Raw genomic sequence first — 23,957 nt, forward strand, 5'->3', positions numbered from 1 at the left:
GGCCACGGGCGCATCGACGCCCGCGGCCTCGGGCGTCTCAGGCGTCTGTGCCGGAGCGCAGTACGGAGACCCGCGGATCCGCGCCGGTCACCACCGCTGACAGAACCGCCGTGTACCTGGCGAGCAGCGCGTCGATGTCGTCGTCGCCGTGGAGTGAGGGGTCGTACTCCGCCCAGATGTCGCAGGCGCCGTCGGCGGTGTCCTGGGCGCGCAGGGTCAGAGGGAATTTCGCGGTGTCGAGGACGGGGAGTTCGGCGATGACGCCGCCGTCGAGCGAGAGGGTGCCGGCCGTGCCCGGCGGATGATGGGCGAAGACCACCGGCATCGGCACAGCGGAGCCGCCCCGGGTAGGGGGTCCGGCCACGGGGTCGGCGACGATGTCCGGGAACGACAGGTCGCGGTGCGCGTACACGGCGGCGGTCGCCTCGGTGACGCGGCGCATCAACGCGGAGAAACAGGGGTCGCCGCGCAGATCCACCGGCAGGACGGTCAGGGTGACGAAGAACCCCAGTACCCGCTCGACGGCGACATGCTCACGATCGGCCACCGCGAGTCCGAGCAGGAGGCGGTCCTCGTGGTCCCGGCAGGTCAGGGCGACCGCGCAGGCGGCGGCCAGCAGGATGAACGCCGTGTGCCCGCGGGAGTTGGCCCGGGTGCGGATCTTCGACATCGCGCCGGGGTCCAGGGTGACGGCCCGGCGCCTTCCCTCCGGCGGTACGGCGGTGGGCTGACGGCGGCGGGGGCGTGGGTAGCCGTCCAGGGCGGCGCGCCACCAGCGCGCCACCTCGGCGCGGCGCTCGGCGGTGACACGCGCCGCGTGCCAGGACGCCCAGTCGACGTACTGGACCGTCAGGCGTGGCAGATCCGCCGGTATCCCCAGCCGCTCGGCCCGGTACAGCGTGCCGAGTTCGTCGAAGAGCACGTCCAGGGACCAGCCGTCGGCCGCCAGGAGGTGCACGTGGAACGAGATCTCGTGGTGATCGGGGCCGAGCGGCTGGACGGTGATGCTCAGCAACGGTCCGCGCTCCAGGTCGAAGCCCGCCCACGGCCTGCGCCGCCCGCCCACGCGCAGCACGGGGGGCGCCTCGGCCTCGACGACCTGACCGGTACCGCCGGGGTAGACGGTCCGCAGTGGTTCGTGCCGCCGGACGAGCCCGTCCACGGCCCGGCCGAACGCCTCCAGGTCCAGCGGGCCCCGCACGTCGAAGACCCGGCGGGTGCTCTGCCTTTGTCGCGTGGGGTCGGCGTCGTGCAGGGCGCGGACCAGTCTCTGCGCGGGCGACAAGGGGAAACGGGTCACGGCCGCGGCAGCCTGCGGATGCCGGCGGCCGCCGGGGGCGCCGAGGCGACGGCGGCCGCGAGCCCTCGGACCGTGGGATGGGCGAGCACGAGGGGGAGTCCCACGTCCCGGCCCGTCGCTGCCGACGCGCGCAGGGCCAGCCGCAGCGCCTGCAGCGAGTGCATCCCGGCGTCGAAGAAGTTCTCGTCGGCGCCCGGCCAACCACCGCACACCCCGGCGACGAGGGAGGCGATCATCTCCTCCCGGGGGTTGAGCCACCGCCTGGGCGGCCCGGACGGCTCCGGCCGCGGCACCGCGGCCAGCGCGGGCAGGTCCACCTTTCCCTGCGCGTTGAGAGGGAAGAAGTTGTGGGTCACCACGGCCGCGGGCACGAGATGCCGGGGCAGGATCCTGGCCAGCGCGTGCTTGATGTCGCTTCCGGTCCGCGGGCTCATGACGTGGGCCACCAGCGTGTCCTGGCCGCGGTCGGCCAGGACGACCGCGTCGTGCACGGCGGGCAGGGCGAGGAGAGCCGCGCGTGCCTCGGCGGGCTCGATCCGGAAGCCCCGGATCTTGACCTGTTCGTCGTCGCGGCCCACGAAGTCCAGCACGCCGCCGTCGAGCCAGCGGCCCCGGTCACCGGTGCGGTACAGGCGTCCTTCGGCGAACGGATTCGGCACGAACGCGTCGGACGGCCGGGTGTACCCGCGGGCGACGCCCGGTCCGCCGACGCAGATCTCCCCGACGGCGCCCGGCGGAACCAGCCTCAGGTCGTCGTCCACCACGTAGACCAGGGTGTTGGGCAGCGGCCGCCCGATCGGCACGCGCGGCTGGGTCCCGAAGTGCCAGTCCTTGAGGGGCATGGCGGTGACCATGACGGTGGTCTCGGTCGGCCCGTAGTAGTTCGTCGCGTTCCCGGGGGCCGTGGCACGCAGCCGCAGGGCGGCTTCCACGGCCATGACGTCACCGCCGGCACCGAGATGCCGTAGTCCGTGGACCGCCTCGGGGAACTCCGCGACGACGGTGTTGAAGACGGCCGTGGACAAGGTGGCATGGCTGACCCGGGGCGAGGTCAGGGCGCGCGCCAGGTCGGACAGGGACCAGGGGCGGGGCAGGAAGCGCACGCTCGCGCCGTGGACGAGTGTCCCCCACACCTCAAGGACGCAGATGTCGAATCCTGGAGAGGCCAGGGCGAGACAGCTGTCACCCGGCCGGAAGCCGGCCACCTCGGGGTCGGCGAACCGGGAGGTGACGTGCTGATGCTCGACGACGACGCCCTTCGGTACGCCGCCGCTGCCGGAGGTGTACATCACGTAGCAGGCGTCCGATCCCTGCCCTGGTGGGATCGGGCCGTCGTGGTCGGCGACCGCCTCGAGGACGACGGTGCGCACGCCCTCGGGTACGGCCTCACGGGCCAGGGCCTCGGTGGTGAGGAGTACCCGCGCTTTGCAGTCGGCCATGAGCGCGGCCAGCCGGGACACCGGATCATCCGGGTCCGACGGGAGGAAGGCGGCCCCCGACTTCATCACCGCGAGCTGGGCGACGACGAGGTCACCCGACAGGGGCACCCGTACGGCCACGACATCGCCCGCCCCCAGGCCGGCGGCCCGCAGATGCAGGGCCACCCGGTCGGAGCAGGCGTCGAGTTCGGCGTACGTCAGCGGAGCGGGACCGGTGACCGCGGGCGCGTCCGGCGTCTGGCGTGCCCACCGGCCGACGAGGTGCGGCAACCACCGGGCCGCGGGCTCGACCGTGGGCCCCCGCCCCCATCGCAGCAGCTCCTCGCGGGTGGTGTCGGCGACGAGGTCGAGGCGGGCGATCGGGGCCCGGGGCTCGTCCACGACGGCGCGCAGCAGTCTCTCGTACACCTTCGGCATGTGGGTGCAGAACACGTCGTCGAAGAGATCGGTGTCGAACTCCCACGCCAGCGTGATGCCTTCCAGGGCGTCCCGTGAACTGGGCAGCACGCGCTCACCGGAGGCGGGCACGGTCACCAGGCCGCCCGCGAGCTGCGCGATGCGCCCCGGCTCGGCGTAGCGCGGGACCCCGACGACCGAGATGTCGAATTTCGCGGACCCGTTGCCGAGGCCCTCGATGAGGTCGACGCCCAGGGACGTCGGGCGCAGCGGGCCGAGCGGGGAGTCGTGGAAGCTGAACACCGCCTGCGTCAGGGGGCGGGCGCTGTCGCCGTGGGCCGCGGGGGATGCCTCGAAGATCTGGTCGTAGGGCAGTTCCTGGTGCTCGTAGACCTTCCGGGACCGTTCCCGTGTCTGTTCCAGGACGTCGAGGAACGTGCACCCTTCGTCGAGGCGGCCCCGGAAGACGACCATGTTGACGAACATGCCGAGCACGTCCTCGGTCTGCCGCCAGCGGCGGTTGGCGACGGCCGATCCGACGAGCAGGTCCCGTGAGCCGGTGTAGGCGTGCAGCAGCACGAAGAAGGCGCTGAGCAGGGTGATGTAGAGGGTCGTGCCGCACCGGTCGGCCAGGTCGGAGAGGCGTCGGGCCAGGTCCGCGTCGATCTCGGTGCGCGGCGCCCGGCCCAGGAACCGCGTGGTGTGTGTCGCGACGCGCCGCGGCAGGCGCAGCACGGTCTGTGCTCCGGCCAGTTCCGTCCGCCAGAACTCCCGTTGCCGGGCGGCCTGCGGGGACGAGAGCCATTCCTTCTGCCACCGCGCGTAGTCGTAGTAGCTCACCGGTGGCGCGTCACGCGTCACCGCGCCGTGCGTCAGGTACTCGGCATATCCGTCGAGGAGGTCGCGTACGAAGCGACGCAGGGACCACCCGTCGTGGATCACATGGTGCTCGATGTGCACGAAGACGTGCTCGTCCTCGGCCAGCCGCAACAGCGCCCAGCGAAAAGGAGGTTCCACGGCCAGGTCGAACGGCGTCTCCACCAGCTCCCGTACGGCGTCGCCGACCGCCGCCGCCTGGTCGGCCCGCCCGGTGAAGTCCGAGACCTCCAGCCGCACCGGCCACGGATCGTCGAGTACGCAGGTCAACTCGCCGTCGTCCACCAGGAACCGGCTGCGCAGCGTGTCCTGGGCGCGGACGATCGCGGTGAGGCTCGCTTCGAGGGCGGCCGGCGAGAGGCGGCCGCTCAGCCGGAACACCGACTGGCTGACGTAGGCACGCGCATCGGGGCTGACCGCCTCCATCAGCCACACGCGACGCTGCGCGAAGGACGGTTCCGGCGGGAGGCCACCGCGCCGCGGGCCGAGGTCCCGGGCGTGTTCCTCGACGCCGGCCGCGATGGCGGCCGGTGTGGCGCGTTCCAGGACGGTGCTCAGGGGGACCTCCGCCCCGAGCCGGGTCCGCAGGCGTGCCACCAGCTGGGTGGCGAAGAGCGAGTTGCCGCCCCACCACGACAGGTCGTCGTCCACGCCGACGAGCTGTGCGTCGACACCGAGCAGTTCGGCGGCCACCTCGATCACCGTGGCCTCGGTCGCGTCGCGCGGCCCGCGTGCCCGCCCGGTCGCCGGGCCGGGGTGGGGCAGCGCGTCCCGGTCGACCTTGCCGTTCACCGTGAGCGGCCAGCGCTCCAGCACGGTGATCCGGTCGGGCACCATGTACCCGGGGAGCTCGCGGGCCAGCGACTCGCGCAGCGACGCGGGATCCACGTCACCGATCACGTATCCGAGCAGCCGCGGCTCCCCGGCCCGGTCGACGAGGACGAGCCCGTCACGGACACCGGGTCGCGCGGCGAGCGCCGCCGTCACCTGCCCGAGCTCGATCCGCGCGCCGCGCACCTTCACCTGGTCGTCCGCCCGGCCGAGGAACTCAAGGGTTCCGTCGGGACGCAGCCGTCCGAGGTCGCCGGTCCGGTAGAGCCGGCCCGCGCCGGGGTCCTCGACGAACTGCCGGTCGGTCAGCTCGGGATCGCCCAGGTAACCCGGTCCGACGCCGGGGCCGCCGATGCAGATCTCGCCCGCCGAGCCGGGCGGCGCCGGTCGCCGGTCGTCGTCGAGTACGAGGACGCGGGTACCGGCGATCGGCCGGCCGATCGGTACGCGGGGGCCTTCGGCGCCGGTCACCGTGTGCAGGGTCGTGCAGATCGTGGTCTCCGTGGGGCCGTAGCCGTTGACGAAGCGGAGGTGGGGGGCCCAGCTGCGGGCCGTCTCGGGAAGGCAGGCGTCACCCATGCTGATCAGCACCTCCAGGTCGGGGAATCCGCCCGGCGTGAGGGTACGGAGCACCGCCGCGGGCAGGACGGCGTGCGTGATGCGCCGATCGGTGAGCACGCGGGCGAGGGGCTCGCCGGAGTGGACCGACACGTCGGGGATGTCGAGGCGGACGCCGTTCGTGAGCGCCAGCACGACGTCGAACAGGGCGGCGTCGAAGGAGGGGTGCGCGAATTGCAGCACGCGGGTGTGCGAGGACAGCGGGCCGAAGAACGCCCGCTGGGCCCGGGCGAGATGGGCCAGTCCGCGGTGCTCGATCATGACGAACTTCGGCGTGCCGGTCGACCCGGACGTGGCGATCACGTACGCCAGGTCGCCGGGGGCGTTGACGTCCGGCACGGGGCCGGCCTGGTCGGGCACGTCCTGAAGGCTCGGATGGCCGGGGATCGGCCGGCCGAGGACGAGGGAGACCTTCGCCCGGTGCGCCGCTTCGCTCAGCCATGCCTCGGGATGGCCGGGGGCGAGGGGCAGATAGGCGGCTCCGGCGCGCCACACGGCGAGCACCGCGACCACGAACTCCGTGCTCCGCTCGAAGACGAGGGCGACGATGTCCCCCTTGCCGATACCGGCTCGCCGGAGTGCGGTGGCGGTGGCGTCCGCCCGGGCGTCGAGTTGCCCGTAGGTGAGGTCGCCGTCGTCGGTGTGAAGGGCTACGTCCGAGGGGGCGGACGCGCACCGCCGTGCGACGAGGGCGCCCACCGACTCCCATTCGGTCGTCACGCTGTCCTCGGGTTGGTGGACGGGCCGAGGCGCGGTGTCCGTCCGGCCCGTGGCCCAGGGCGCGGCGCCACGAAGGCTGTCGAGGAGACGGTCGTAGGGGTGGGCGTGGGCGGCGTCAGGTGTCGACGTGTGCATGTGTCGTACTCCCGTGCGTCGACCGTCTGTCGGCGGGACGCAGGTTGTGAGGTTCATGCAACGCCGCATGGCATGCGGGTGGAGTGTCGACCGGGGTGCCGACGAGACGCACGGGGAGCCGCGTTGCGACGGGTTCTCCACGACGCTAGCCCCGGCCGTCCAGGCCGAGATCGCGGTCAGCGCACGTGACGTTGTCCGTCAGCGCACTGCCCGATCGGGCCTGCGGCCGGTACGGCGGGCCCGCGGTCCGCTACGCGGCGACCGTACCCGGTGCTGCCACGGACTTCTTGGAGACCTTCACGCCCGGGTCCCTCCACTCGGCCGGCGAGATCCCGTAGAGGGAACGGAACGCCCGGCTGAAGTGGGACGCGCTGGTGAATCCCCACCGGTGGGCCACTGCGGAGATGGAGCGCCTGGTGGCGTCCAGCCCGGCCAGTTCGCTGCGGCACTTCTGCAGCCGGCAGCGCTGGATCCACTGCCCGATGGTTCCGCCGTCGGCCTGGAAGAGCTTGTGGAGGTAACGGACGGAGATCGAGTTGGCGCGGGCCACGGTCTGCGGGGTGAGATCCGGGTCGTCGATGTGCTGTTCGACGAACCTCTTGATCTCCAGCAGACGGTCGAGACCCGCGGAGCCCTGCGACCTCAGGCTCACCTGTTCCTCGGCCAGGAGGGTCAGCAGATCGATGGCGGTGCTCGCCAGAGGAACGCGTGCCGCTGCCGGGCAGTCCGCCGCCGTGTCGACCAGTTGCGCCAGGAACGCGGCGGCCATCGAGCCCATGGTCGTGTCGGGGCGGATGGGCGTCGCGACGATCCGTCGCAGGTGGTCCTCCCTCAGGCCGATGAGCCGGCGAGGCAGGACGAGGAACTTCGCGCGGTACACGCCGGTGAAGTCGAGCGACATGGGCCGTGCCAGGTCGTAGAAGGCCATGTCCCCGGCCTTGAGGACGACCCGGCGGTCGTCCCGCTCCACCGCGGCGGCGCCCGTGTCCATCAGCATGACGACCAGGAGGCCGTCGTCCTCGGTGGTGGGCCGCTGGGGACGACGCAGCCGCATCCCGCCGCCCTCCAAGGTGGCGAGCTTCATGTGGCCCAGCCCGAACGTCCGGATCGCCGACCCGTGCGGTCCGTCCGGCGCCTCGGCGTCGACCATGCCCAGCGTGCCGTGCAGCGCCTCGTGCCAGGGGCCCTCCGTCTGTGGGGGTGGCTCCTCGGTCGCACGGAGGGGATCGGGCGCCGGTATCGGGGAACGCGGCGACCCGCAGGCCGTCTCGTGGCCGATCCGGGCGCCGTTCACCTGACGAGCGGCAGTGAGAACGTGCATGGCCTGTGTCATCTCGAACCCCTGCGCGCGGCCGTCTGGAGTTCCCGTGGGGAGATCCCGTAGGCGAGCCGGAAGACGCGACTGAAATGGGAGGCGCTGGCGAAGCCCCAGCTGTGGGCCACCGTCGCCACCGTCGGGGCATGGGACGTCGTCCGTGCCAGTTCCTTCCGGCAGCGCTCAAGACGCTGCTGCTGGATCCACCGCGCCGCGGTGACGCCTTCCGTCTCGAAGAGCTTGTGCAGATACCTGAGCGACACCTGGTGAGCGGAGGCGACCTCCACGAGAGACAGGTCAGGATCGGCGAGATTCCGCACCATGTAGTCCTTGACGCGCAGGAGCATCGCCTGGACCGCGGCGGGCTCCTGGGAAACCTGCCGTCCGTGCCTCTCCTGGAGCAGGCACGCCAGCAGGTCGCACGTCACCGCGGCGAGCCTGTCGGCCTGCGCGGGAGCGACCGACTCCGCACTCACGTCCAGACGCCTCAGGTGCCCGGCGAGAAGCGCCGCGAGTGGCTCGTCCCGGCCGAACGAGGTGGCGGTCACGCCCCGCAGTTCGGGATCACTCACCCCGAGGGCGGATCGGGGGAAGTGGAACGAAGTGAGGCTGAACGCCTGCCGCAGCACCTTGCTGAAGGGGCGCCGGGAGTCCGAGAGCGCGAACTGTCCGGGGTGCACGACGGTGTCGCGGCCGTCCTGCGAGCGTTCGGCCATCCCCCGGTGCATCAGCGTGAGCGTCACGGTCTCCCGGCCGTCCCTCGCGATCATGCGGGGCCTTCGGGTGACGGTCTGCGGTCCGGCCGTGACGGTCGAGACCTGCATGAACCCCACCCGGCGGCTCACGATCGTCGCCGTCGCCGGCTCGTCCTCGTGCAGATCGACGTCCAGCGGTACGAACGTCCGCGACACGGCGTCCTGCCAGAAGTCGGCTCGGTCCGGTGCGGACAGCGGAGCGGTGGAGAGGACCACGGACACGGCGACTCCCTGGCAGGTCGTACGGACGCGCGGCCGACACGGCCGTCGGGCGCGAGCGGTCTCCGGCCGCCTGATCCGTGGAGGATCACGGCGGTTCGAGGGCTCACGGCGAGCGGTGTCAGCACATCGCACCTGCGCGAGAGGTACCAGGAAGAAGTGCAGGAAGAATTCTCGGGGCGCACTGCCCCGCAGGCGCTTCCGCACGCCCGACGCCCGTGTCCGGCGGGCGAACGGCTCCCGGCGCGCGAGCCCCGACCGGGCCCCATGGCCCGGCTCGTGGACCCGGGCGGTCCCACAGGATCGTCGACGGACTCCGGGGAGGATTCCAGCCCCCCCGGGACCGACGCTGAGCACAGTTCACCCGAAGCCGATCCGGCAGGCCAGCCGCCGGGGCACATCCTGCCCTCCGCAGCGCGGTCGGTGCGCTTTCGCGCAGATCTTGGTGCGGGACATTGACGGTGTCCGGTATACCGGCCAATGATCACCGTCGAGTTGCGTGCCGCCTCTCTGCCGTCCTGCTCGACCGGCGCGCGATCTCTCCAGAGCGCCTTGCGGCACCTCCTCCGGTGCGCCGGGACACGATGAAGAGGGTTGAGAGGTCGCTCATGGTCACGCCTGGATTCCCGCGCGACACGCTCGATTCGGAAGGGCTGCCGGTCTGGATACGCGACCTCGCCGGCGAGGATCCGAACCACAGTCTGCATGTCGTACGGGACATGGGACCCGTGCTGGCGCTCGAGGCCCTTCGCGTCGAGCCCGCTTCGATCCGGCGGTGCGTCCTTCCCGACAAGAAGCCGAACCGGTACACGTCACTGCCGAGCGCGGCTTACCGCGGTGACGGGGGAGACGCCGCCACACTGCTCGCGGGCCGGATCGGGTCATGGACCTTCGTCTACGACGATTTGGGATACACCTTCGACGGCACCGCCGAAGTCCTCTCCCGCGGGGGGCGGACGGCGGTCACCACGGTGTCCGCCATCAACGGGCACGCCAGTCTCCACTACGCGGTGGACGGCGAGGAAGTCGAGGAAGTCGTCATCGACGAACTCAGCCTGGAGGAAAGACTTCCCGGCATGCCCGCCGAACTGGCCGCCGCATTCGAGGCCGCCGGGATAGCCGCCTGGGAGGACCTCGAACCCGGCGAGGTCGACAGCCTGATCGGCATGCGGGTCGCCTGTGCCATGGCGGGGGCCGTGCTGACGCTGGACGAGATCCGCCGGATACCGCTGGTCATGGCACAGCGAAACGCCGGCGACTGACGTTCGCAGCGGGCGGGCGCGCCAAGTCGCGGGCGGGCGCGGGCGACGGCAGCCGTCGCGGATGCGAGGGCGTCACGTCCGCTCGCCCACATCGATGGCGGAGCGCCGCTCGTTCTCGGTGTAGCCGCCCCAGACGCCGTACTCCTGCTGCGACGCCTGGGCGAAGCGGCCGCAGGGAACGTGCACGGGGCATGCGCGGCAGATGGTCCGTGCCGCTTCCTCCCGCCGTTGACGGGCTCGGCCTCTTTCGCTCTCGGGCGAGAAGAAGACGGAGCTGTCCATGCCGCGGCAGGCGGCGTCCATCTGCCACGCCCACATCCGAAGAAGCGGCTTGGTGTAGGTATTCATGCTCACCCCTTTGATGAGCGGCTGAGCAGCCCTCCGAAGCCGTGCGCATCCCGACGGGGAAGACCACGGCTCGCAGTTCAACGGACGAGGGCCACAGCGCGCATGCGAGAAAGCGGGACCGTCGCTCCGAACCCTACGAACTCGTCCTCGGGGTTCGAGTCGGCGAACGCACGGCCCCTTGCCCAGAAAGGCACCTCCCCCCGCACTCGCGGCGACGAGCAGCGAGCCGCCGACCTCCGATTCCCACCCCCGGGTGCACGGACAGAACAAGGCCGGTGCGCGGACAGGCAAGGGCGCGGGACCGCGACTCCTAGGCTCCTCCTCGAGTCGGATCCACCGCAGCCGAGGCGATGACGTATGCCCGGAACGTGCCTATGAAGCTTGTTGCTTGACCTTTCATCAGTTCATCTGCGAAAACGTCTTTTGCGAACAGGGGTTCGTAGTCAACCGGTGTTCACAGGGTTGGTCCCAGGTACAAGCGCACAGGAGTCGCACGTTGCGAATATCTAGGCTGTTCACCGCGAGACCCAGGCCGAGGCCCGCGAGGCTGGCGATCGTCTCCTCCCTCGCGATGACGGTGCTCGGCGCCGGCCTGCCGTTCGCCGCGACCGCGTCGGCGGAGCCCGGCACCGGCACATCGGTGCAGGACACCAGCGCGTCCGTCGAGTCCGTGTGCAACGTGCCGCGGCCCGGCACGGTCGGGTGTTTCGCGCTGCGGCGCACCGACACCGGCACCGAGCACGGGGTCCAGGCTTCGGCACCCTCCGGATACGGGCCGTCGGATCTGCAGAGTGCGTACGACCTGCCGGCGAGCGGGGGCGAAGGGCGGACGGTCGCCATCGTGGTGGCCTACGACGATCCGACGGCGGAGTCCGATCTGGCCGTCTACCGTTCGCAGTACGGTCTGCCCGAATGCACGACCGCCAACGGCTGTTTCCGTAAAATCGATCAGCGGGGCGGCACCGATTACCCCAAACCCAACAGCAGTTGGGCCGGCGAGGCTTCCCTCGACATGGACATGGTCTCCGCGTCCGCGCCCGCCGCGCACATCCTGCTGGTGGAAGCCGACAGTTCCGATTTCGAGGACATCTTCGTCGCCGTCGACCAGGCGGTCGCGCAGGGAGCCCAGTACGTCTCCAACTCCTATGGAAGCGACTACACCGGCGGGTCCGGCCAAGGCGAGGATCCGGCGGAGACCACCGACTACGACGCCCACTACAACCACCCGGGCGTCGCGATGGTCGCCTCCACCGGCGACCTCGGGTACGGCGTGAGTTACCCGGCTGCCTCGCAGTACGTGACCGCCGTCGGCGGGACGACGCTCACACCGAGCTCGTCCACCTCGCGCGGCTGGTCGGAGTCGGTGTGGAACCTGTCCGGGTCGGGATGCTCGGTCTACGAGCCCAAGCCCGGATTCCAGACGGACACCGGCTGTGACGGGCGCTCGGTGGCGGACGTGGCGGCGGTCGCCGACCCCCGCACCGGTCTGGCCGTCTATCAGACCTACGGAGGCGACGGCTGGGGAGTGATGGGCGGCACCAGCGCCTCCGCCCCCATCATCACCGGCGTGTACGCGACCGCCGGCGTTCCCGCCGCGGGCAGCAACCCCAACTCGTACCCTTATTTCAAGCCCTCCGCCCTCAACGACGTCACCAGCGGCACCAACGGCATCTGCACCCCGGCCTATCTCTGCACCGCGCGGGCCGGCTACGACGGGCCGACGGGCCTTGGCACTCCCAACGGCCTGGCCGCCTTCCGCAGCTACCCGAACGGCAAGGTCAGCGGCACCGTCACCGACGCCGGCGGAACACCGCTGACCGGGGCCACCGTCTCGGCCGACGGCTACCAGGTCACCGTGAACTCCCACGGGCACTACTCGTTCACGCTTCCGCCCGGCAGCTACGATCTGCGTGCCGACGCCTACGGCTACCGCAGCAGGACCGTCGCGGCGGTCAGCGTCGCCGACGGCGACTCGATCACCCAGGACATCTCGCTGGATGCCGCCGAGTCCAGGACCGTGACCGGCAGGATCACCGACGGTTCCGGCCACGGCTACCCGCTCTACGCCACGGTCACCGCGCAGGACGTGCCCGGCGCACCGGTCTTCACCGACCCCTACACCGGCGTCTACCAGCTGAAGCTGCCGGAGGGCCACGACTACACGCTGAAGATCGTCGCCCAGTACCCCGGCTACCAGACGGTCACGAAGGACATCACCGTCGGATCCTCGACGGAAACGGCTGACGCCGCGCTTCCCGTGGACCGCGAGAAGGACACGTTCGCGGGCTACGCCGTGGGAACCGTCGGCCGGACCGAAGCGTTCGATGCGACCGATTCCCCGCCGGACGGCTGGAGTGTCGTCAACGCCCCCGGCACCACGGGCGGCTGGCAGTTCTCGGATCCCACCCACCACGGCAACATGACCACCGGCAGCGGGGGATTCGCTCAGGCCAACAGCCTCGACTTCCTCGGCAAGCGCCAGGACTCGTCACTGGTCAGCCCGGTCTACGACTTCAGCGACTACACCAGGCCGCGGATCTCCTTCGACATGGCCTACTTCGCCTCGCCCACGCAGACCGGCACGGTCGACATCACCACCGACGGCGGCGCCACGTGGACCAATCTGCGCACGTACACCGCGCTCACCCAGCCCGGACACATAGACATACCGATCGCCGCCTACGCCGGGGCCAAGGCCGTCCAGGTGCGGTTCCGTTTCGTCGCAGGCAGCGACAACTACTGGGAAGTGGACAACCTCTTCGTCGGTGACCGCCCCGCCACCCCCGTGAGCGGCGGGCTGGTGGCCGGTGTCGTCACCGACGCCAACACGGGTGCGGGTGTCGTCAACGCGGCCGTCCGCAACGCCGACGACGCGGGACAGTCCGCCCTGACCACGGCGACCCCGAACGACCCGCGGCTGGGCGACGGGTTCTACTGGCTCTTCTCCGACACGTCCGGCAGACAGTCCTTCACGGTGACCAAGAGCAGGTTCGTAACCGGGACCAAGGCGGCGCGCGTGGTGCCCGACAGGGTGACCGAGAGCGACCGCGCCCTTGAGGCCGGAAGGCTCACCCTCAAGCAGACGGCCGTGGACAAGACCGTGGCCTGGGACGGCCGGGCGACGGCGAAGGTGACGATCAAGAACACCGGGAAGGCACCGGCCACCTTCACCGTCGGCGAGCAGCTCGGCGGCTCCGGGACGCAGACGCCCCCGGCCGACGGCGCGGCCTGGCAGCCGGTGGCGGACCTGCCGACGGCCACGATGGACAACGCGGTCGCCGCGTACGACGGCCGGCTCTACTCCGCCTTCGGCTTCACCAGCGGTGCCACCTACAAATCGGACCTGTACGTCTACGACCCGGGCACCGACGCCTGGTCGCAACTGGCCTCGGCGGCCGACGAACGTGACGCACCGGCCAAGGGATTCATCGGAGGCAAGTTCTACGCCGTGGGCGGCTGGCGCAACGACGGCACACCCGATCCCAAGCTGGAGATATACGACCCGGCCACCGACACCTGGAGCACCGGAGCGTCCTCACCCAAGCCGTACGCGGCCTCGGGCAGCGCGGTCGTGGACGGCAGGCTGTACGTCGTCGGCGGATGCGGCAGAACCTGCGGTGGCACGACGGACGTGTACGCCTACGACCCCCGCACCGACAAGTGGTCGGCGACGGCCCCGTACCCCGAGACCGTCGCCTGGACCGCCTGCGGTGAGATCTCCGGCATGCTCTACTGCGCAGGCGGCCTCGCCCCCGACAACACCATCACGAAGCACGCCTACGTCTACGACCCGGTGACCGACACCTGGTCACCGATCGCGGACATGCCCCTCGCGGTGTGGGGACCGAACTACGCGGCGGCGAACGGACGGTTCATCACCATCGGCGGCAGGACCGGGACCGCGGTGACGAACAAGAGCTTCGCCTACGATCCCCGAGCCGGCACCTGGAGCGCGCTGCCCAACGCCGTCTCCGCGATCTACCGCGGCGGTGCGGCTCCCGGCTTCTACAGTGTCGGAGGCAGACGCTCGGCCAATGCGGCACCGGTCGCCACCGCCAGCGTGCTGCCCGGCTACGACCAGGGCGACCGCATCGACGACGTGGCCTGGCTCGGTCTGCGTGGGCAGACGGCGACACTGCGGCCGGGGGCCAGTACCACCGTGACCGTGTCTCTGGATGCTTCTGTCTCCGATGTCACGCGACCAGGCTCCTACCAGGCCCAGTTGAGTGTCGAAACGGACACGCCGTACCACGTCGCACCGATCCCGGTGACGATGACCGTCAACCCGCGCAAGGGGTGGGGCGCATACGCCGGGACCGTGCTCGGTGACGACGGGGAGGGCGGCACGGTCCCTCTCGCCGGGGCCACCGTCCAGCTCGTCGGCAAGAAGTCGAGCCATACCCTGACGACCGCCGAGGACGGAACCTACTCGCTGTGGCTCGACGCCCGGGACGGCCCGGTCACGGTGACCGTGTCGATGGAGGGCTACGCGTCGCGGACCACTCGGGTGAAACTGGTGAAGAAGGGCACGACCGTCGGCGACTTCACACTGAAGAGAGCCCCTTGATCGCTGCGCACGGGCCTGACTTGACAGCCGGCCGTGACGGACGAACTCGTCCCTCACGGCCGGCCGTCGGCTGTTCGGCCCTCTCACCGGAGCCGTCGACGTCGGGCACCGGAGGACGTCAGGGCTCGCCGGGTGAGGAGCGATGCGCTCGTGGACCAGCAGACGCGCACTTCTGGACGCACTGAGTGGGCGGTGGGGACGTAGCGTTCCTTGTGGCAGCCGAGTGGGATGAAGCGCCTCTCGCCTCCCACTCGGCCGCCTCCATCCGAACCCGCCTCCACACGGAGAGCGCGCCACCGCACCGGCCCCTTCGAGGACGGACCACCGCTGCCGACGGCCGAAGGACGGGATCAACCGTGGCCCAGCTCCGCCAGACGCTCCCGGGCCGTCGCCACGTGCTCGGGGTTGGCGGCCTCCCCGAGAGCGACGCACTGGACGTAGATCTCGCGCGCCCGTTCCCGCTGTCCGCCGCCCCGCAGGGCTTCAGCCAGGTGGATCAACGCGCGGCTCTCCAGGCCCGGATTCGCGCTCGCGCGGGCGAGGTCCACCGCGATGCGCAGGTGCTCGGCGGCCTTCGCCCAGTTCTGGAGAAGGGTCTGGGCCTGGCCTATCGACGTCTGCACGTTCGTTCGGTTGAAAGCGGCACTGTGCGGTTCGATGCCGTCGCCGGCCTGATCGAGAAAGGCGAGCGTACGGAGGTGCTCCGCGATGGATTCCTCATAGAGTCCCGCTCGCAGCAGGGTGTCGGCGTGGCTGCACATGGCGTGGAGGGTCCCGTGCAGGTCACCGGCGGCTTCGAACAGTCTGGCCGCGTCGCGATTGTGCGGTGCCGCCGCGGCGTAGTCGCCGAGGTGGCTGAGCGCCCAGGCCGTGTAGCTGTGGGCCCACGCCTGCTGGGGAAGGTCGTCGGCGCGCCTGGCCGCCTCGAGTGCCTCGGCTGACCGTTCCATGCTGGCGTGGTGCCGGCCTTCGCAGATCAGCAGGGCCCAGGCGTGCAGGTTGAGGTGGGTGGCTTCCAGGAGGGGATCGCCCAGGGCCTGAGCGCTGGCGGCGGCGGTGGCGGAGACCTCCGGCCAGTGTCCCCAGAAGATCCACTGATCGGAGAACCAGTGGAGTGCTTCCGCGAGCTCGACCACGGCGGCGTGGTCCTGCGCGTGCGCGGCGGAACGGTAGGCCGCCAGCCAATTGATGTTCTCCGTCTGCAGCCACTGACGGGCGCGGTCCGCCGTGGCCAGATCGACGGTCCCCTGCCAAGTGGGAGGCGGGGCACCGTAGTCGGGCTCGAACCAGCGGCCGGCCATCACCGCGGTCTCCAGGAGCCAGCGATGCAGCGCGGACCGGGCCGCTTCGGCCGCCTTGTCGGACTCCTCGGCCCCCAGCCGGTCGCGGGCGTACAGCTTCAGCAGGTCGTGGAGGCGGTACCGGTCCTGGTCGGACCCCAGCAGACCGGTCTCGACCAACTCCTCCAGGGTGTCTTCGACGTCGAAGTACTCCTGGCCGGTGAGTTCGGCACACATGGCGACGCTGGCGTCGGGGCCGTCGACCAGGGAGAGGAAGCGGAAGAGCCGGGCGGCGCCGGGGGTGAGCTGCCGGTAGGACAGGTCGAAGGCGGCGGCCACGCGGACGTCGCCCGCGGCCAGGGTGTCCAGCCGGCGTTCCTCCAGGGCGAGACGGTCCGCCAGGCGGCGAACCGTCCAACCGGTGCGCGTCGCAAGCCAGTTGCCCGCCACTCGCAGGGCAAGGGGCAGGTACGCGCAGCGCAGGGCGACCTCGGAGAGCGCGTCGGGATCCGTGTCCGCGCGGTCCTTGCCGATCACACCGGCCAGGAACACGGCGGCTTCGGACGGGGAGAGCTCGCCGATGGGCAGGCGCTCGACGTCCTCCAGCCCGGTGAGCATCCTGCGGCTGGTGATCAGGACCATCGCCCCTCCCGCGCTCGGCAGGAGGGGGCGGACCTGGGCCTCGTCACGGGCGTTGTCCAGCACCAGCAGGCAGCATCGCCCGGCCAGCGCCTGCCGGTACAGCTCCGGATGGCCCTGCGGTCCGGCCTTGGCCAGGTCCCGGTCGGCGACGCCGACGGCCTTGAGCACGCGCAGCATGAGCTCCGCCGGCATGGGGGGTTCGTCGTCCATGCCGCGCAGGTCGAGCACGAGCTGCCCGTCGGGGAAACGATCGGCCAGTTCGCGTGCGGCGTGCAGTGCCAGCGTGGTCTTCCCGGTGCCCGGCGGCCCGGACACCGCGACGACCTGTGAGCGCCCGAGGGCCGCCTGTCCTGCCAGCGCCGTGAGGTGGGCGAGTTCCTGCTCCCGGCCTACGAAGTCGTCGACGCCCCGCGGGAAGGCCCGTACGTCGGCCGGGCTCTGGCGCGGGTTGCGGCCGATGCGGGCCGCCGCCAACAGCCGTTCTCGATCCGCCTCGTGCAGGTTCAGCCCCGTCGCCAGCGCCGCGACCGTGCCTCGCTGGGGAGTCGCCCGGCGTCCCCGTTCCAGATCTCCGATCCCGCGGCCGCTCACCCCCGAAGCCTCGGCCAGCGCTTCGATCGTCAGCGACGACTCCAGACGCAACTGCCTGAGCAGCGCCCCGAACCCGACATCGTTCACGTCGGTCACCCGACCCACCCCCCGTGTGCCTCGTACCTCTGTGCCCGGACCAACTCGGTCCGTCTCGTCGCCATGCGACCACCTGTCGGAGCCGGCGAAGACGTACGCTGCCTGGCGATCATGAGCGGTACGCGGCTACAGGATATTCACAAGTCCATGCCGGGTGAGGTGAGCGGGACAGGTTGCCGCCGGGAGCTGGGGTGTCTGTGGAACTCCTGTGCGGGCCGAGGGACGTAAGGGCGCGCCTTGGAGGTCCCTTCGCGCTCGGTTCTCTCCTGGGCAACCTCTCATACATTTCCCGGCAAGTGGCTTCTGCGGGCGGCTCTAGGCTTTTTTCGGGCAGGAGATGCCATCCCCCAGACCTTGTGGAACGGGCAGGAAATGACTCAACCGTTTTCAAGCGCGGCCGAGACGACGGCCACTTGTGAGCTCGAAGTGCACGTGGTGGTCGGAGGTGAACCGCGTGTCTCACTCCCGGCAGCCTTCTACTATCACTGTGGGGACCCCTACGCCGTACGCCTGTCGATCGGGGCCACCTCGAGCGGTACGGTCAACTGGGTGTTCGCGCTGAGCCTTCTGCAAGAGGGAATGCGCCGACCGGTGGGCGAAGGGGACGTACTGGTGTCCCCCCGGCGCTCGTCGCACGGTCCGGTCATCCGCATTGTCGTCAGGTCCCGACTCGGCTCGGCGGTGCTCGACATGAAGGCCTCGCCCGTCGCCGATTTCCTGGACCGGGCGCAGGAACTCGTGCCGACGGGCACGGAGGGAAGCCACGTCGACATCGATCACATCGCGACCCTCCTTCTGGCGGCCGACGACTGAACGACCGGCGGGCGCCTTTCCGCCGGAGTCGGACGCGAGGCGTCTTGCGGTCGCGGACCGCACCGCACGGCAGATGACGGGTACGGCGGCGGGGGCGGGAGCCGTCCCAGGCTCTCGGCGCACTCGCAGCACCGCAGGACCCGTCGTCCGGACCCCTGCCGATCACGAGTCCGGACCCCGGTCCTGCAGCGAGCGCGGGCGGAGCGAACCGTGCGAACGGCTGGCCCGTTCTCCCGCCGGCGGAGCGCCGGTTCGACTCGGGAGTCGGGCGTCTGTTCACACCCGCGCAGCACGCGCTCGCCGCTGCGGGACCGTTCACGAACGACGTGGGCAGTCGGTCACGACAGGCGGGTGCCGCGGCAGCTCGCGCGGTCTGGCGCGTTCAGGCCCCGCAGGACTACCACGTCTGGATCCACTGACTGCCGCCGTCCGACCCTTCGGCCCCGATGCCCACTCCGGAGACGTCGCCCTTGTACCAAACGGTACCGACCGTCCTGTGCGAGTAGACGTCTATGACGTTGATCGGTTCCCAGGTGCCGATGGACTGCCAGTTCCACCAGTTGCACTGTCCGGGGTTGACCCCGGTGCTTTCCATGCCGCCTCGGTAGGGAAACTGGAGCACGGCGGGGTAGTTCCCCTGGGCGCACAGTTGCACCCACTGGTTCTGGATCGTCGACGCGGACGCCGAAGGGGCCGTCAGGGCAAGCAGACTGGTCGCCGTGGCGCAGATCGCGGCCGCGGAGACGGCAAGCCGGCGGGTCTTCTTGGCGAAGCGCACTTGGTTCCTCCGAGGAGAGTACTGGGAGAGGTTGATTGAGGGACTCGGTACCGGACCGTTCCCATGGGCCCTCGTGGTGACGAAGTCCAGAGCGAGGACGCGTCAGCCGAGCGGCTCCGATGTGCCCGTGGTCACCAGGTCTGGATCCACTGGCTGCCGCCTTCCGAGCCTTCCGCTCCAATCCCCAGTCCGGAGACGTCGCCCTTGTACCACGTGGTGCCGACGGTCCTGCCCGACCAGACGTCCACGACGTTGACCGGTTCCCAGGTGCCGAGGTCCTGGAAGTTCCACCACTGGCACTGTCCGGGAGAGACGACGAAGCTCGAGAATCCCCCTCGGTAGGGGAACTCGACCTGGGCCGGGTAGTTGCCCTGTGCACAGAGCTGGATCCACTGGTTCTTGATCGTCGACGCGGATGCCGGGCCCGCCGTGCCGGCCAGCAGGCCCGTGGCCATGGCGCAGGTGACGGCCGCGGTGATACCAACCCGCTTGGCATTTCTGAGGAAGCGCACTTGCTCTCCTTCGCGATGAACGCCGGCGAACGATTCCTTCCGGCGTACTCCGAGGTAACCGTTCCGACGGCCCTCTTGCCGACGGAGCATAGAATCACCAGTAAGGGCCGGGTACTTCACCTGCCCATACGGGGAAAGGGTCTGCCCTTTCGGAAACACTTGCGGATTGCTTCAGGCCACGGTTGTGCGGATTAAAGCCGATCCAGGGGATCATCCAGTCTCCGGTGCGACATCCGAGCGCCCGCGGGATGCTTTCCCCGCGGGGGAGGGAACCTACGAAATGAGCCATATCGCGGAGGCGGAAGCGACGATGAGTGCCGCCCACTGAGACTCCGAGAGGGCGCCGTAGACCGGTCGGTGCCGGTGGCCTCGGAGGGAGTCGAGCGGGATGCGCAGAAGGCAGTAGGCGAGCAGGTAGGCGGGGAGCAGTGGCAGGCGGGAGTCGCAGAGGGCGATGAGGATCACTGCCGTCAGAGCCGCCAGATGTGCTGCCGCGTCCACCAGTTGCAGTGGGGTCACGGGGCCTGGCGGGCAGGGCCCCGGGTCATAGGTCCGGAAGCGTGTGGCTGCGCCGCCGACGAGTTCCGGGCGGTACCTGATGCCCTTGGGGTTGGGGCGTCCGTAGCAGCATCCGCCGACAAGACAGCCGATTCGATAGATCACGAGAAGGACGGGAAGGCAGATTCCGAGATAGTCACTTCCCGGTCCGATCGGCTGACCGAGGAGCCAGCACGCGAGTAAGTATTGAGGGATGATCGCCAGGGCGAGGTCCTGTATGGTCGAACGCGCCCTGGTCTTGGTCACCTTCTTTTTCGCCCGCAAATAGACGTTGTATCCGACGGTGTGCACCAAAATCATCGCGATCGATACCTTCCATCACGTCAGGTCGGAGCGCAGCTGGCCGGCCAGTACGGATGAAGGTATGAGGGACAGGGTCGCGACATCTATCGCCAGAAAGTACGGATGGCGGGAAACGGGGCGAGACGCCGTGTGCGTGGATGCGATGAATCGCTCGATCGGCGCACTGTAGACATGGCGTTCGGCTGCTTCCCCCCTCGCGGATGCCGCTTCGTCGACACGTGGACACGTCGTCGCGTCGTAGAGCGATTCCGTCATGACTTCGGTCCCGGGAGTGCCGGTGCTCGTCTTCGCCTCATCCATTCCTGTTCGAACCTCCCTGTCGTCCGGTGGGGGCGAGGCCTGGGGTAGCAGGCTGCATAACGGTTAAGTACACGGCCCGCCCGGTTCGATCGACCCCTCGCGGGGTTCCGGCCTGCCCGTTCGGTCAATGCCTTTGGCTCGGTGGGGCAGAATTCGGCGGACTGGATGCGAGCGACCGATGACTGTGGTGATCGCCGTACGCCTCCCGAGGACCCGTCGGCCACCGGCGGCGGCGAAGAAGGGTGCCGGCGGCCGGTCCGGTGCGGTGTGAGCTGGATCCAGAGGTCGGGCCCGGCGGCGCGGCGGGCCCTGCCACGCCGGCTCGGGCCCCTCTCGGGAGGGCCGTGCCGCACTGGTCCGTGGGGGGCGGAATACTTCCGACCCGTACTTGATTGAACATTCCAGAAAGTACGGGCCCCCTCCTGGGGGCCGCCGGGAAGGTGGACCGGACCGCACCGCGGACGGACTCCGAGGTCGCACTCGCCACTCACCGTCCTGTAACACAATTCTGTATTGAGCGATCCAGAAAAGGAACATCATGGAACTGCACCTCCAGGGCAAGGTCGCCGTCGTCACCGGAGCCAGCAAGGGCATCGGCCTGGCGGTCGTCGAGGGACTTGTCCGTGAAGGCGCCAAGGTCGTGGCCGGCAGCCGCACCTCCACCCCCGAGCTCGACGCGCTCGCCTCGAACCACGACGTCACCGTCGTGCCCGTCGACCTGTCGACGTCCGAGGGCCCCGAAACCCTCGTGCGCACCGCCGTCGAGCGGCACGGCCGGATCGACATCCTCGTCAACAACGTCGGCGCGGCCGAGCCCCGCGAGTCGTTCCTCAAGGTCACCGACGAGGACTGGCAGAAGGTCTTCGGCCTGACCTTCTTCAGCGCCGTCCGCGCCAGCCGCGCGGCCCTCCCCCACCTGCTCCAGGCGGAAGGCGCCTCGATCGTCAACATCAGCTCCATCAACGCCCGGCTGCCCTTCCCCATGGTCGTGGACTACTCGGCGGCCAAGGCGGCGCTGACCAACCTGAACAAGACGCTGTCCGAGGAGTTCGCCCCCCAGGGCGTCCGCGTCAACGCCGTCTCGCCGGGCCCGGTCCGCACCCCCTTGTGGACCGCTCCTGGCGGCTTCGCCGACGCCACCGCCGCGGCCGCCGGCACCACCGCGCAGGAAGCCCTCGACACCGTCGTACCGCAGAGCATGGGCATCACCTCCGGCCGGATCACCGAGGCGCACGAGGTCGCCGACCTCACCCTCTTCCTCGCCTCCCCCCTCGCCGCCAACATCACCGGAGCCGAGGTCGTCCTCGACGGCGGCCAGATCAAGACCCTCTGACCTCTCGACGAACGCCCCCTGTCGTCCCGCCCGACCGGACGCCTCGGCCCAGGCGCCGAGCGGTCCGCGGGCGGGCCGGCGCGGTCTCGCGCGACGCGAGATCTCGGACTCTCGGAAAGGACGTTCGGTGAGCGGTTCTGGAACGCCGCGGCCCATGCGGGTGGTCGTCCTTGCGGAGGACAGACTGACCGCGCAGGGCGTGGAGGCACATGTGGCGGGCGACGACCGTGTGCAGGTGCTCGGGCCGGGGGACGAACAGACTCCGGACGTGGTCCTGCTCATCACCGCCGAGCTGGCGGAGAACACCTTCGCGGTCCTGCAGCGCTACTGCCGGGAAAACCCCGACGAATCACCGCGGCTGATCCTCGTGGCGAACAGACCCACGGTCGAGCAGCTCGTCCGCGTGGTGGAGCTGGGACTCGTGGCATTCCTGTCCCGTGACCACACCACTCTCGCGGACATCAGCAAGATGCTCTGCGCCGTCGCGCGCGGCGCCGCCTCACTGCCCCAGTCGATGCTCGGACCACTGCTGGAGCAGATCCGCACCGGGCGCTGGAACGACCAGGCCTCCGAGGGAGGTGAGGACCAGTTGTCCTTCACCGACCGGGAGCTCGCGGTACTGCGGCAGCTGGCCGCCGGCTTCAGCACCACGGAGATCGCCGCGGCCCTGCACTACTCCGAACGCACCGTCAAGTACATCATCCACGAGATGATCGTCCGCCACGGCCTGCGCAACCGCGTCCACGCCGTCGCCTACGCACTGCGCCAGGGCGTTCTGTAGGGGCCAGGCCGGCAGCCCCGATCGTCGGCCGCCAGGGCGGCGGAGGTGACCACGTACGTCTTCCCACGCGGCCGAGCGTCGGGCGTCGGTGACGACCCCGCGCAGGTCGGCAGCGGTGGGAGGAAGGTGAGCACGCCGCGACGGTGCTGCACCGAGAGACCGTCGCCATGGGCTACCGCGGCCACTACCAACGGGTCAAGACAGCCATCGTGCCGCTGCGCCGCGGCCTCTCGATCGGCACTCCGCGCGAACGGCCGCCTCACCCCGCGAAGTCGCCCGGTGGATCACGACCGCGCGGTCCCGCCGCAGCCTGCACGCAGCCGAGTCTTTCCGCCTGATTTTTTGAGCACTGCCCGGAGCTGCAGCGAACCCGCGACCTGGCACGGCGGTTCGCCGTCATGCTCGACGTCGCGATTCGACCCAGCTGCCGGACTGGCTCGACCACCTCGCATCCTCCCGTCTTCCCGCACTCGCCAGCCTGGCCAGTACGCTCCGCGAAGACCAGACAGCGGTCGTGCGCGGCATCACCAGCCCGTTCAACTCCGGTGTCAACGAGGGCTGCATCACGCGACGTGAAGCTCCACGACTCATGGCCGAACGCGCAAGAGTCCCGCTGCTCCGCCACGCCGTCATCCACATGGCCCTGCTCCGATGCCGCACCCATGACGGAGCGTCATTGGCGCATGGTGGCACTCCCCGGCTTCACGGACATCTTGCCGGGGCCACGTCCACGTGTACGCCGACACCAGTCGGTGTCATCGCGCAAAACGTCACGGTGTGGTCCAGGGTCCCGGGGCGGGATCGGCGACAGTGCCGGCGGCGCTCTGCTCCGCGCGCGTGGCCGCGGTCCTGAACAGGTCCTCGCGGGGTACGCCGGCACTGTCGAGGAGCGAGGCAGTCGAGTGGAGGTCGTCGAACGTGGTGCTGTCCGAGTCCTCGCAGATGCTCGGGTCGGCCGTGGGAGCCGGATCCCGCCGTCTGTCGGGGGGCACTGGGACTGTTTCCACGGTGAAGGAGAAGCCATTGTGGCGGGCAAAGTTCTCCAGGACGGACTTGTGGGCGAGTGCCTTGGACGGTTTCTTCTTGGTGAGGCCCTTCGCGTCGTCGGGGCGGAGATGGAAAAGTACGATCCGGTCCAGGTCCTGCCATCGGATCCGACTGAACTTCCGTCGCTTCTCCGCCATGACTC

16 protein-coding genes are annotated in these 23,957 nt (G+C 70.2%); 5 read left to right on the forward strand and 11 right to left on the reverse strand.

Annotated elements, in window-relative coordinates; translation table 11 throughout:
• Positions 1–37 precede the first annotated feature (37 nt).
• The 4 genes from ACZ4O3_RS42165 to ACZ4O3_RS42180 all read right to left on the reverse strand — a co-directional run bounded on the left by ACZ4O3_RS42165 (position 38) and on the right by ACZ4O3_RS42180 (position 8,607).
• Positions 38–1,300, reverse strand: coding sequence for a condensation domain-containing protein (locus tag ACZ4O3_RS42165; RefSeq protein WP_467727661.1), 1,263 nt, complete (start codon positions 1,298–1,300; stop codon positions 38–40).
• Positions 1,297–6,315: an amino acid adenylation domain-containing protein gene (locus ACZ4O3_RS42170; protein ID WP_467727663.1), complete on the reverse strand. Its 5,019-nt coding sequence runs from the start codon at positions 6,313–6,315 to the stop codon at positions 1,297–1,299. Before ACZ4O3_RS42170 ends, ACZ4O3_RS42165 begins: the two co-directional genes overlap by 4 nt.
• A gap of 250 nt (positions 6,316–6,565) precedes the next feature.
• Entirely contained in the window at positions 6,566–7,636 is a 1,071-nt protein-coding gene (locus ACZ4O3_RS42175) for a helix-turn-helix domain-containing protein (RefSeq protein WP_467727664.1), read from the reverse strand.
• Between the two features lie 8 nt (positions 7,637–7,644).
• Positions 7,645–8,607, reverse strand: a complete 963-nt coding sequence (locus ACZ4O3_RS42180; RefSeq protein ID WP_467727665.1) for an AraC-like ligand-binding domain-containing protein — start codon at positions 8,605–8,607, stop codon at positions 7,645–7,647.
• A 605-nt stretch (positions 8,608–9,212) separates the two neighbouring features.
• On the opposite strand from ACZ4O3_RS42180, the gene ACZ4O3_RS42185 reads away from it, so the two are divergent.
• Positions 9,213–9,866, forward strand: a complete 654-nt coding sequence (locus tag ACZ4O3_RS42185) for a DUF6461 domain-containing protein (RefSeq protein WP_467727666.1) — start codon at positions 9,213–9,215, stop codon at positions 9,864–9,866.
• A 72-nt stretch (positions 9,867–9,938) separates the two neighbouring features.
• Here ACZ4O3_RS42185 and ACZ4O3_RS42190 read toward each other — a convergent pair whose 3' ends face one another.
• Positions 9,939–10,214 carry a WhiB family transcriptional regulator gene (locus ACZ4O3_RS42190; RefSeq protein WP_467727668.1) on the reverse strand — a complete coding sequence of 92 codons (276 nt, stop codon included), beginning with the start codon at positions 10,212–10,214 and terminating at the stop codon, positions 9,939–9,941.
• A 496-nt stretch (positions 10,215–10,710) separates the two neighbouring features.
• Here ACZ4O3_RS42190 and ACZ4O3_RS42195 point away from each other — a divergent pair, with 496 nt between their 5' ends.
• Positions 10,711–14,781 carry a carboxypeptidase regulatory-like domain-containing protein gene (locus tag ACZ4O3_RS42195; protein ID WP_467727670.1) on the forward strand — a complete coding sequence of 1,357 codons (4,071 nt, stop codon included), beginning with the start codon at positions 10,711–10,713 and terminating at the stop codon, positions 14,779–14,781.
• A gap of 350 nt (positions 14,782–15,131) precedes the next feature.
• Here the strand turns inward: ACZ4O3_RS42195 and ACZ4O3_RS42200 are convergent, their stop codons facing one another.
• Positions 15,132–17,390, reverse strand: a complete 2,259-nt coding sequence (locus tag ACZ4O3_RS42200; RefSeq protein WP_467727672.1) for an ATP-binding protein — start codon at positions 17,388–17,390, stop codon at positions 15,132–15,134.
• Between the two features lie 372 nt (positions 17,391–17,762).
• Between ACZ4O3_RS42200 and ACZ4O3_RS42205 the strand changes: the two genes are divergently transcribed.
• Positions 17,763–18,203, forward strand: a complete 441-nt coding sequence (locus ACZ4O3_RS42205) for an SsgA family sporulation/cell division regulator (RefSeq protein ID WP_467727673.1) — start codon at positions 17,763–17,765, stop codon at positions 18,201–18,203.
• Between the two features lie 397 nt (positions 18,204–18,600).
• Here the strand turns inward: ACZ4O3_RS42205 and ACZ4O3_RS42210 are convergent, their stop codons facing one another.
• The 4 genes from ACZ4O3_RS42210 to ACZ4O3_RS42225 form a co-directional block, all read right to left on the reverse strand.
• Complete coding sequence (locus ACZ4O3_RS42210; RefSeq protein WP_467727674.1) at positions 18,601–18,981, reverse strand: hypothetical protein; 381 nt, start codon at positions 18,979–18,981, stop codon at positions 18,601–18,603.
• Between the two features lie 131 nt (positions 18,982–19,112).
• Positions 19,113–19,493, reverse strand: coding sequence for a hypothetical protein (locus ACZ4O3_RS42215; RefSeq protein ID WP_467727675.1), 381 nt, complete (start codon positions 19,491–19,493; stop codon positions 19,113–19,115).
• 273 nt (positions 19,494–19,766) lie between these two features.
• The gene (locus tag ACZ4O3_RS42220) at positions 19,767–20,351 is read right to left on the reverse strand and encodes a prolipoprotein diacylglyceryl transferase family protein (RefSeq protein WP_467727677.1); all 585 of its coding nucleotides are present in this window, start codon (positions 20,349–20,351) and stop codon (positions 19,767–19,769) included.
• Positions 20,352–20,369: 18 nt separating this feature from the next.
• Complete coding sequence (locus tag ACZ4O3_RS42225) at positions 20,370–20,654, reverse strand: hypothetical protein (protein WP_467727678.1); 285 nt, start codon at positions 20,652–20,654, stop codon at positions 20,370–20,372.
• A 538-nt stretch (positions 20,655–21,192) separates the two neighbouring features.
• On the opposite strand from ACZ4O3_RS42225, the gene ACZ4O3_RS42230 reads away from it, so the two are divergent.
• Together ACZ4O3_RS42230 and ACZ4O3_RS42235 are read left to right on the forward strand one after the other, a co-directional pair.
• Positions 21,193–21,987 (forward strand): SDR family NAD(P)-dependent oxidoreductase, encoded by a 795-nt coding sequence (locus tag ACZ4O3_RS42230; protein WP_467727680.1) that lies wholly within the window; start codon positions 21,193–21,195, stop codon positions 21,985–21,987.
• Positions 21,988–22,114: 127 nt separating this feature from the next.
• Positions 22,115–22,768, forward strand: coding sequence for a helix-turn-helix transcriptional regulator (locus tag ACZ4O3_RS42235; protein WP_467727682.1), 654 nt, complete (start codon positions 22,115–22,117; stop codon positions 22,766–22,768).
• Positions 22,769–23,538: 770 nt separating this feature from the next.
• On the opposite strand, the gene ACZ4O3_RS42240 is transcribed toward ACZ4O3_RS42235, so the two are convergent.
• Positions 23,539–23,952: a hypothetical protein gene (locus ACZ4O3_RS42240; RefSeq protein WP_467727684.1), complete on the reverse strand. Its 414-nt coding sequence runs from the start codon at positions 23,950–23,952 to the stop codon at positions 23,539–23,541.
• Between the last annotated feature and the right edge of the window lie 5 nt (positions 23,953–23,957).

The sequence above is a fragment of the Streptomyces sp. NPDC026515 genome (assembly GCF_055567595.1).